The sequence below is a fragment of the Chrysiogenia bacterium genome (assembly GCA_020434085.1).
Classification (GTDB): Bacteria; JAGRBM01; JAGRBM01; order JAGRBM01; family JAGRBM01; genus JAGRBM01.
The window spans coordinates 1-6,685 of sequence record JAGRBM010000146.1 but is presented as its reverse complement, the minus strand read 5'-3'; the positions used below and the strand labels follow the sequence as shown (position 1 = coordinate 6,685).

The following is a 6,685-nucleotide window of genomic DNA, read 5'->3' as shown; positions in this document are numbered from 1 at the left end:
CATTGTGCTCGAAGACGCCGATCTTGACAGTGCCATCGATGCCGCGCTCTGGGCGACGTTCTTCCACGCCGGGCAGGCATGTGAATCGGGCACGCGCCTGTTCCTTCCCGACACCCTGCACGACGATGTGGTGAGCAAACTTGTCGAGAAGACAAAGAAGATTCGTTTGGGCGATCCATCCGAGATGACCAGCGACATGGGACCGCTCATCAACCAGCGCCAGCTCGATCGCGTGCTCGGCTACATCGAGAAGGGCAAGGCCGAAGGTGCAACCGTTGCGACCGGTGGCAAGCGCGCCGAGGGCGAGGGGCTGGAGAAGGGTTTTTACGTCGAGCCGACCATCTTTACCGGCGTCACCAACGACATGGCCATTGCGCGCGAGGAGATCTTCGGTCCCGTGCTCAGCGTGCTGCGCTACAAGGACGTGGACGAGGCCATCGAGCTGGCCAACCAGTCGAGCTACGGTCTGGGCGGCGCGGTCTGGAGCCGCGATACCCAGGCGGCCTGGAACGTGGCCAGGCGAATTCGCACCGGTACCGTGTGGATCAACGAGTATCACATGCTCAACGTGCAGGCGCCCTTTGGCGGCTACAAGGAATCGGGGCTCGGGCGTGAGTTCGGTGACGAAGGGCTCGAGGCCTACACCGAGACCAAGACCATCTACCTGGACCTTGTCGGCAAGCGCGAAAAGAAAGTCTGGTACGACATGATCGCGCGGCGCGGATAACTCCCACCTATATATGTTGCAGAAACGGGGGCCGATTGGCCCCCGTTTTGTCCCACTGGAGCTGTGCGAGCGACTGAGCCTGCGCTGCGCCTTGCCCGATTGCTTGCGCGTGCCCTTGTGTGAGCCAAGCGGTACCAGTAAAAATCACCTCGTAATGACCAAGTGTGCCAGGGACTTGGGGACTGGCAACCGGGGAGCGTGCGCCGGGGGAGGGCGCGCTTTCGCATGGATGGTAAACAAAGCTCAATGACACGTGGCCGGGTGCTGCGCAGCGCGCTGGTGATCTGCGTTCTGGCGCTGTGTATGGCAGGTTACGCCTTTGCAGAGCGCGAGCGCGCCGCCATGGCCGAGCAGGCATCGGATTCCGCCGAAGCTGCGAGCGCCTCGCAGGTCGCGCACGGTCCGCTCTTCGATACGGAAAAATATCCCTCGGCCCAGGCCTGCAAAACCTGCCATCCCGGCCAATATGACGAGTGGTCGGTCTCCCAGCATGCCTACGCCCAGCTCAGCCCCGTCTTCAACGCCATGCAGGGCGAGATCAATAAACGAACAAACGGCACCTTCGGCGATTTTTGCATCCGCTGCCACACGCCCGTCGGCATGGCGACGGGCGAGCCCATTCTCACCGCCAATGAAAACCGCAGCGCGGTCTCCCAGGAAGGCATCACCTGCATCGCCTGCCACCGCGTCTCCCAGCCCGTGGGCAAGGTAAGCGGGCGCCGTCCCATCGTGACCGGCGATCTTACGACGCCCGTCATGGGGCCCACAGGCGGCGAGGAAGTCCAGCGCGTCATCGACGATCCCGAATTCAAGGTGACGACCGAAAAGGAAGGCGTGGGCCGGCCCATTCACACCGATGCCAAGCGCTTCTTCCAGCTCACCGAGTCGGGCTTTTGCGGTTCGTGTCACGACGTGACGCTTCCCAACGGCTTTCGACTCGAAGAAGCATTCAGCGAGTACAAAACCTCACCGGCCGCCGCGCGAGGTGAGAGTTGCCAGGATTGCCACATGGGCAAGGTCCCCGGCGTGCCCGGCGAATACAAGCACGGCTCCGCAGCCAACGTGGGCGGCGTGCTTACCCGCGAGCGCAGGCTGACCAATCACATGTTTGTGGGGCCCGACTACCCGATCGTGCATCCGGGGCTTTTTCCGCACAATCCCGAAGCCAAGGCCTTTGCCAGCTTCAGTGAGTGGACCGCCTTTGACTGGGAAGCCGGCTGGGGCACCGACGAATTCGAAGACACCGTCACCGACGAGATGGAGTTCCCGCCGCGCTGGGAGTCGGTGGATGATCGCTACGAAGCGCGCAGCATTCTCGAGCGGAACTTCAAGCTGCTCGAGCGCGCGAAACAGGATCGCCACGCAATCCTGCGCGAGGGATACAAACTCAGCGAGATCGAACTGGAACAGGCCTCGCTCGATGACGGGATTTCCTTCAAGCTCCAGGTGAGCAACGGCACCGACGGCCACAATGTGCCCACGGGATTTACCGCCGAGCGGCTGGTGTGGTTACAGGTTTCGGTGATCGACGCTTCCGGCAATGTGGTCTTCAAATCCGGCGATCTTGATCCCAACGGTGACGTTCGCGACAACCACTCGGTCTATGTGCACGGCGGAGAGCTGCCCCTCGACGACCAGCTCTTCTCGCTCCAGTCGAAGTTCATCACGACCAATGTTCGCGGCGGCGAGCGCGAGCAGGTGCTTGCGGTCAACTACTCGCTCGACGCGCTGCCTTTCCTGCGTCCCGAGCTTCTCTCCAACGTCCTGATCGGACGTCCGGTGGGAGCGCGCATCCACAAGATCGGGATCAAGCCCGGCGGCAGCCGCTGGGCCGAGTATGAAGTCGACGCCGAGAGACTTCGGGGGCCGGGTCGCTACTATGTGAGCGCAAAGCTCATCGCGGCCATGGTGCCCGTGAATCTCGTCAACGAGATCAAGGGCGTCGGATTCGATTACGGGATGACGCCGCGGCAGGTGGCCGATGCCATCGTGGACGGGCACATGACGCTGTGGGAGCGCACAGCCGAGTTTGAAGTGAAGTAGTCGGAGCGGGAAGGCAGCTCACGCGCAAGTGAAATTCTTTGAGATGACTTTTGAATGGCCGCGAGACCCGTGGCGTGGGCTCCTCGTGGCGGGGGCGCTGTTGCTTGCGACTATCGGCGGCGTGGCCCATGCCGAAGAGATCGAGAAAGCGCCCGAAGATCCTTACGATTACAGTCACCTGGAAAATTCCCCGAGCCGGATCGAGGACGAGCACACCCCGATCCAGGAAATCCCGCACAATACGCCGCCGCCCATCGAGTTCGGTGATCCCTTCCTGAGCCCCTCGGAAATCGGGCAGGGCTGGAAGCTTCCCACCGGTGCGGTGTGGAATCCGAGCCTGCAGCTCTTCGGGACCTATCGTACCGCCGTGCAGTTTCACGACACCGGCGCCGTGCGCAACAGCGAGTGGGCCCAGCGCTTCGACGTGTTCGCCAATCTGTTCCTGACCGGAACCGAGCGCGTGCTCATCGGTTTTCGCCCTCTGGACCGGGACGGGCGATTCACACGCTACGAATTCACGCCCAAGGCCACGCGCGGCTGGGACGCGGTGGGCAACGACCGCATTGAAACGCTCTTCATGGAAGGCGACATCGGTGAGCTCTTTCCCATTCTTGACCCCGACGACTCGGGCATCTGGGATTTCGGTTTTTCCGTGGGGCGTCAGCCCTTCCTGATCCAGGACGGCATGCTTATCGACGACACCATCGATGCCGTGGGGCTCATTCGCAACACACTGCGCCCGCCGGGGACATCGAATTTTCGCGTAACGGCGGTGTGGGGCTGGAACGAAGTGCATCGCGGCAACAACCTGCGCGAGCACGACGCCCAGCTCTTCGGCCTCTTTACCGAAACCGACTTCCCCTGGAGCACCATCGCCATCGATGCGGTCTTTGTGAAAGCACAAAAACGCAGCGCCTACATCGATTCATTTTATGGCGGCATCAGCGCCACGCAGCGCATCGGACTACTCAACACGACCTTCCGGGTGAATACCTCGATCCCCACGGAGATGGAGACCACGGCCATCTCGCGCGGCACGCTGCTCTTTGCCGAGCTGGCCTGGACCTTCCACCACTCGAACAACTTCATCTATCTGAACGGTTTCTGGGGTATCAACGAATATATCTCGGCCGCCCGCGGCCCCGATCGCGGCGGGCCGCTCGGCAGGGTGGGGATTCTCTTTGCCGCCGTGGGGCTGGGGCGCTACGGCTCGGCGCTCAGCGACAACCCCTGGCGCGCGGCCGGCGGCGCGCTGGGCGTTCAGATTTTCCCCGGCAGCATCCGCCGGCAGATCATTCTGGAAGTGGGCGGACGGCAGGCCACCGACGGGAACAAGCGCGGGCAGATGGCGGTCGGAATCCGGCTGCAGCAGGCGATCTGGACCCGCTTCATCCTGCGCGGCGATGCCTTCTACACATGGCTGGAGCAGCCCACGCCGATCTCACCGACGCGAAACTACGGCGGACGGGTCGAACTGGTCCTCAAATTGTAGGACAAAGCGGGCGTGACGTGGCGCACAACCAGCCGAAATCATAAAGTTTTCTGTCCTTAACTGTTGCGAATCAGGCAGCGCGACGCTACTTAGAAGATCAGACAAACAGCTCGGGCGAATTCTCAAGTTTGTGACAGGCGACGATGGGTTCCCGCACTCACCTGACAACCGGATTCTCATGGAAGCAGGCGCTGCTGGCGCTCTGTTGCGGCCTGCCGCTCATGCTGGCCGGCGGGCGGATGTTGGCCGGCGCCCACTCCGACGAGGAGGGCCCGTTCAAACCCGAAGTGGCCGCGCGCTACCTGGGGGCCGACAGTTGCGGCGAGTGCCACCAGGCCGCCGTCGATGCCTGGATGGAGAGCGAGCACTCCACGAGCTTTGCCGAGCTCCACCGCACGGACGAGGCCAAAGCCATCGCCGACAAACTGGGCATCCGCCGCATCAAGGCAGAACCGCGGTGCGCCACCTGCCACTACACCACGCAGGTTCAGTCGGGCCGCGTGCGTGCAAAATACGGCGTCTCCTGCGAGAGCTGCCACGGCGCTGCCAAAGACTGGGTCAAGATTCACGACGACTACGGGGGCATGGACATCACCCGCGAGACCGAGACCCCAGCTCACCGCAAGATGCGCTTTGAAAAGAGCGCGGCCGCGGGGATGAACCACTCCGAGGATCTCTACCGGCTGACCTCCCACTGCTACCACTGCCACGTGGTGGGCGACCAGAAGATCGTCGAAGTGGGCGGCCATCCCACCGGCAGCGACATTGAGCTCGTTGCCTGGACCCAGGGCGAGGTGCGCCACAACTACCTGGCCACCGACGGGAAGATGAATGAGCCCGCGAGTCCCGAGCGCCTGCGACTCTTCTATGTCACTGGCCGCGCGCTGGACCTCGAATACAGTCTGCGCGCCGCGGCGCGAGCGAGCGGGAAGGGCACTTACTTCGATGCCATGGCCGCGCGCGTCGAGCACGCGAAGACCGCGCTCGCGCAGATTCAGGACAAAGCCGCCATTGCCGAGGTTGCTGCCATGAACGCGGCGGTAAACGGCATTCAGGTCGCTCCCGGAAACGCGAAAGCGCTTCAGGGCGCCGCCGACAAGGTCGGCAAGGCCGCCCGCGATTTTCTTGCCCGATCCGATGGTTCCGAGCTGGCAGCCATTGACTCTTTGCTCCCCACGAAAGATCAATACAAGGGTAAAGCCAGGGAGTAGGAAGCAATGGGGAAGACAAGGAGCGGGGGGATTGAACTCGCAGCCCTCGCCGGGCTCCTGCTTGTCTTCTGGCTGGCAAACTCCCATTTCAGCGCATCTCTTCGCAATACTTCCTATGCCAGCGGCTGGGTCCTGATGGTCCTGCTGCTTGCGCTGGCGCTTTGTCTTCCGGGAACCCTCCTGGCGCGCGCCCATGCGGGCCTCGGGATTGTCGCCCTCGCGCTCTTTGTCGCTCACATGAACTTCGGCCTGCCCGATGGCGGGTTCGAGATCCTGCTGGCGCTGCTCTTTGTGGCAGTCTCGCTGAGCGGGATTGTCGGGCGCCGCGCGGCCCCCGCCGCCGAGGGGGAGCAGGCCGTTCCCGCCTGGCGCTACGTGCACCTCTCGCTGACCTGGGCGCTTGTGGGCTTCGCGCTGATCCACGGAATCCTGATGCACGCCCACGGCCTGCTGGCCTGGTGGATGGGGTAGCGCGATGGATGCAAATTCCCTGCGCAAGGTGACCCTGGTGGTGAGCGTGCTGCTGGCCGCGCTCGGCGTCGGTCTGCTGGCCGGGCCGCTGGGCAAGTCCTTTGTGCGCCCCGGTGAGATGAGCCAGCACCACGCGGTGATGAGCCAGCAGTGCTCGAAGTGTCACGTCTACGACGAGCAGCAGGTCAAAGAGCTTCACGCGGGGCTCGCCGCCTCGCAGGTGGAGATGCTCGAATCGAAGAAGTGCGGCGCCTGCCACAACTGGGGCGACGCGGCGCTCAATCCCCACGCCCTGCCGGCAGAGGACCTCGAGCGCCTGACCCGCGAGGCGAAAGCCCACCTGGGTGAGAGCGCGGCCAATTCGATGATGGGCCCGCCCATGGACGCCATGGGGCAGGTGGCCTGCGCGACCTGTCACCGCGAGCACCAGGGACGCGACTTCGCGCTCACCGCGCTGGACAACAACCAGTGCCAGAGCTGCCACAGCGCCGTGTTCGAGAGCTTCGGCAAGGGCCACCCCGATCTTGGGGACTTCGGTTACGAGCGGCGCACCCGGCTGGTATTCCAGCACACCGAGCACGAGTTCAAGCACTTCAAGGAGGCCGGAGCGCAGTTCCGTTGCGCCGACTGCCACAGCCCCGACGCCGATCAGGAGCACATGGTGCTTCAGAGCTACGAGTCCATGTGCGCCACCTGCCACGACGCCGACCTGATGGGCGAGGGCAGGACCGAGGTCGGCGT

At 63.5% G+C, this 6,685-nt stretch carries 6 protein-coding genes; all 6 read left to right on the top strand.

From position 1 onward, the window contains the following. Positions 1–727 (top strand): aldehyde dehydrogenase family protein (locus KDH09_04790; GenBank protein ID MCB0218990.1); only part of this gene is annotated, 727 nt, incomplete at its 5' end. A gap of 225 nt (positions 728–952) precedes the next feature. Then, positions 953–2,770, top strand: a complete 1,818-nt coding sequence (locus KDH09_04785) for a cytochrome C (protein ID MCB0218989.1) — start codon at positions 953–955, stop codon at positions 2,768–2,770. Between the two features lie 28 nt (positions 2,771–2,798). After that, the gene (locus tag KDH09_04780) at positions 2,799–4,262 is read left to right on the top strand and encodes a hypothetical protein (GenBank protein ID MCB0218988.1); all 1,464 of its coding nucleotides are present in this window, start codon (positions 2,799–2,801) and stop codon (positions 4,260–4,262) included. 143 nt (positions 4,263–4,405) lie between these two features. Continuing rightward, positions 4,406–5,473: a hypothetical protein gene (locus KDH09_04775; GenBank protein MCB0218987.1), complete on the top strand. Its 1,068-nt coding sequence runs from the start codon at positions 4,406–4,408 to the stop codon at positions 5,471–5,473. Between the two features lie 6 nt (positions 5,474–5,479). Then, complete coding sequence (locus KDH09_04770) at positions 5,480–5,944, top strand: DUF4405 domain-containing protein (GenBank protein MCB0218986.1); 465 nt, start codon at positions 5,480–5,482, stop codon at positions 5,942–5,944. A gap of 4 nt (positions 5,945–5,948) precedes the next feature. Continuing rightward, a partial coding sequence (locus KDH09_04765; protein ID MCB0218985.1) for a hypothetical protein occupies positions 5,949–6,685 on the top strand: 737 nt, incomplete at its 3' end.

Coding starts and splice junctions, on each gene's coding strand:
- KDH09_04770 (MCB0218986.1), top strand. CDS start 5,480: ATGGGGAAGACAAGGAGCGGGGGGATTGAACTCGCAGCCCTCGCCGGG.
- KDH09_04775 (MCB0218987.1), top strand. CDS start 4,406: ATGGGTTCCCGCACTCACCTGACAACCGGATTCTCATGGAAGCAGGCG.
- KDH09_04785 (MCB0218989.1), top strand. CDS start 953: ATGGATGGTAAACAAAGCTCAATGACACGTGGCCGGGTGCTGCGCAGC.